Here is a 2,495-nt window from a genome sequence, read left to right on the forward strand (position 1 = left end):
AAGGCGCTGAACACCGATATCAACGATGCCACCATTCGCCTGCTCACCCGGCTGGGCTGTGAGGTTGTGGTGGCCAAGGGCGCGGGCTGCTGCGGGGCGTTGACGCACCATATGGGGCGCGAGGCCGAGGCGCATGGCTCGGCGGCGGCCAATATCCGGGCGTGGATGGCGGAGATCGAGGGCGAGGGGCTGGATGCCATCGTGATCAACACCTCGGGCTGCGGCACCACGGTGAAGGACTATGGCTATATGTTCCGCGAGGGGCCGTTGGCCGATGAGGCGGCCCAGGTTTCGGCCCTGGCGCGGGATGTGAGCGAGGTGCTGGCAGAGCTGGTGGGGGATGCGCCTGAGTTTGCGCAGATGTTGCACCCGAAGGGGATGAAGGTGGCCTATCATGCGGCCTGTTCGCTGCAACACGGCCAAAAGATCACCTCCCATCCCAAGGCGCTGCTCAAGGCGGCGGGGTTTGAGGTGGTGGAACCTGCCGACAGCCATTTGTGCTGTGGCTCGGCGGGCACCTACAACCTGATGCAGCCGGAGATTTCGGGGGAGTTGAAGCGGCGCAAGGTGGCAACGCTGGAGGCAAAATCTCCTGATGTGATCGCGGCGGGCAACATTGGCTGCATGGTGCAGATCGGCGCGGGCACCGGGGTGCCTGTGGTCCACACGGTCGAACTGCTTGATTGGGCGACCGGCGGGCCGAAGCCGGCCGCACTGGCCGAGGCCGGGGCCTGAATTGCCCCGGTGGCCCCGTGAAAAACGCCGCAGCGCCTAGCCCATATCGCGCCCCAGCATCTGGCCAACAGCGCCGCGCGTGGTGGCCTCGGGCTGGCCGCGCTGGATGAAGTAATCTTCAATCGCGGCGCAGGCCTCGGTGTCGTCCGCGCTGCGCGGCGGCGGGAAGCCTGCGACCTTGGCGGCGATGGTGAGGCTCATATAGCGATACCCCTGCTGGTTTTTGCGGATCTCTGGATTGGAGGCTTTGGCCTCGTAAATCGCCCCCCATATCTGATTGCTCGGTCCCGAAATCGCCTCAACCCGCACGAAGGCGCTGCTTTCAGGGGCGCGGGCGCGGTTGAGCAGGTGATCGACGTTATAGGGGGCCATATCGTTTGAGGTGGCGGTGACGCCGTAAACCTCCTTGAGGAAGGCGCGATAGGCGCGGGCGTAGCCGGAATACCCAGCGGCAACCCAGAGGGATGTGTTGCTATCGCGGTCGCCGGGGCCACGGTGAATGAGCACCGAGCTGGTGCGGCGGCGGCCCAGTTTCTCTTGCTCGTGGCTGTCATCGAAGCCGTCGATAAAGGTGATCTGGCCGAGGGTTTGCGCTGAGGGCACGGCGAGCAGGGCGGGCATGTTGCCGTTGTTGCAAAAGTGGTTCAGCAGCGCATCGCGGCGGCGCTGCACGATTTGGTGGACGGACATGGTGGATCTCCCGAAAAAATGGTCTTTTGGCGAAATGAATGGAGGCAGTTTCGCCCTGAGGGGCGTGCCGCACAACAGGCTTGGCGTGCGGCTCATGGTTTATTCACGCCTGAGAGGCCGCCCGGAAAATCGGCACGAGTTGCCACAAATTCGCCCAATCCGGCTGTTACCTCTGGGGAAACGCATACGAGGGGCCATCATGCGCCGCATTCTCAGTTCAGTTGTTCTTGGCCTTTTGGCGCTGGCTGCCCCTGCTCTTGCGCAATCCACGGGGCTGCGCAGCCTGACGACCGGCGACGAGGGGCGCGGCTGGGAGGCCGTGGGGCGGCTCGACATGGGCAACAGCGCCTTTTGCACCGGAACGCTGATCGCGCCTGATATGGTGCTGACGGCGGCGCATTGCCTGTTTGATCCCCGGAGTGGCGCCCTGGTTGATCCGGGCGACATCGAGTTTCGCGCCGGGTGGCGCAACGGGCGGGCCGAGGCCTATCGCGGTGTGCGCCGTGCGGTGGCCCACCCCGAGTACCGCTATGAAGGGCGTGACCGGATGGACCGGGTTTCGGATGATCTGGCGCTGTTGCAGCTTGATCGCCCGATCCGCAACCTGCGTGTGACACCGTTTGAAACCGCGCAAACCCCCGCTTCGGGGGATGCGGTTGGTGTGGTGTCTTATGCGCAAGACCGGGCTGAGGCCCCGTCATTCGAGGAGAGCTGCAAGGTGATGGAGCGCCGCGCCGGGGTGCTGATGCTCACCTGTTCGGTTGATTTTGGCAGTTCCGGTGCGCCGGTGTTTGTGGTCAGCGAAAGCGGCGCGCGGGTGGCTTCGGTGATCTCGGCAAAAGCCACGTTGGAAGGCCAGCCGATCGCCCTGGCGACCGACCTTGATGCCGCGCTCGCCCCGGTGCTTGATGCCATGGCGGAAGGCGCTGGCGGGGTGATGAACTCTGGCGGCACACATGCCTTTGTTGGCACCGAGCGGCGCGAGATCGGCGCGCGGTTCGTCAAGCCATGATCGCCCGCGCCTTCATTCGGGTGGCGCTTGCGCTTGCCGTGGCCACCGCGCCGCTTGC

General features: G+C 65.0%; 3 protein-coding genes. 2 read left to right on the plus strand and 1 reads right to left on the minus strand.

The window, feature by feature from the left end:
* On the plus strand, positions 1–735 hold a 735-nt coding region (locus tag P1U55_RS13780), incomplete at its 5' end, for a heterodisulfide reductase-related iron-sulfur binding cluster (RefSeq protein WP_301048198.1).
* Positions 736–771: 36 nt separating this feature from the next.
* On the opposite strand, the gene P1U55_RS13785 is transcribed toward P1U55_RS13780, so the two are convergent.
* The gene (locus P1U55_RS13785) at positions 772–1,425 is read right to left on the minus strand and encodes a hypothetical protein (protein ID WP_301048199.1); all 654 of its coding nucleotides are present in this window, start codon (positions 1,423–1,425) and stop codon (positions 772–774) included.
* Positions 1,426–1,624: 199 nt separating this feature from the next.
* Here P1U55_RS13785 and P1U55_RS13790 point away from each other — a divergent pair, with 199 nt between their 5' ends.
* Positions 1,625–2,437, plus strand: a complete 813-nt coding sequence (locus P1U55_RS13790) for a trypsin-like serine protease (RefSeq protein ID WP_301048200.1) — start codon at positions 1,625–1,627, stop codon at positions 2,435–2,437.
* Positions 2,438–2,495 lie beyond the last annotated feature (58 nt).

Origin of the sequence: Vannielia sp. (assembly GCF_029212645.1) — a bacterium.
Taxonomy (GTDB): domain Bacteria; phylum Pseudomonadota; class Alphaproteobacteria; order Rhodobacterales; family Rhodobacteraceae; genus Vannielia.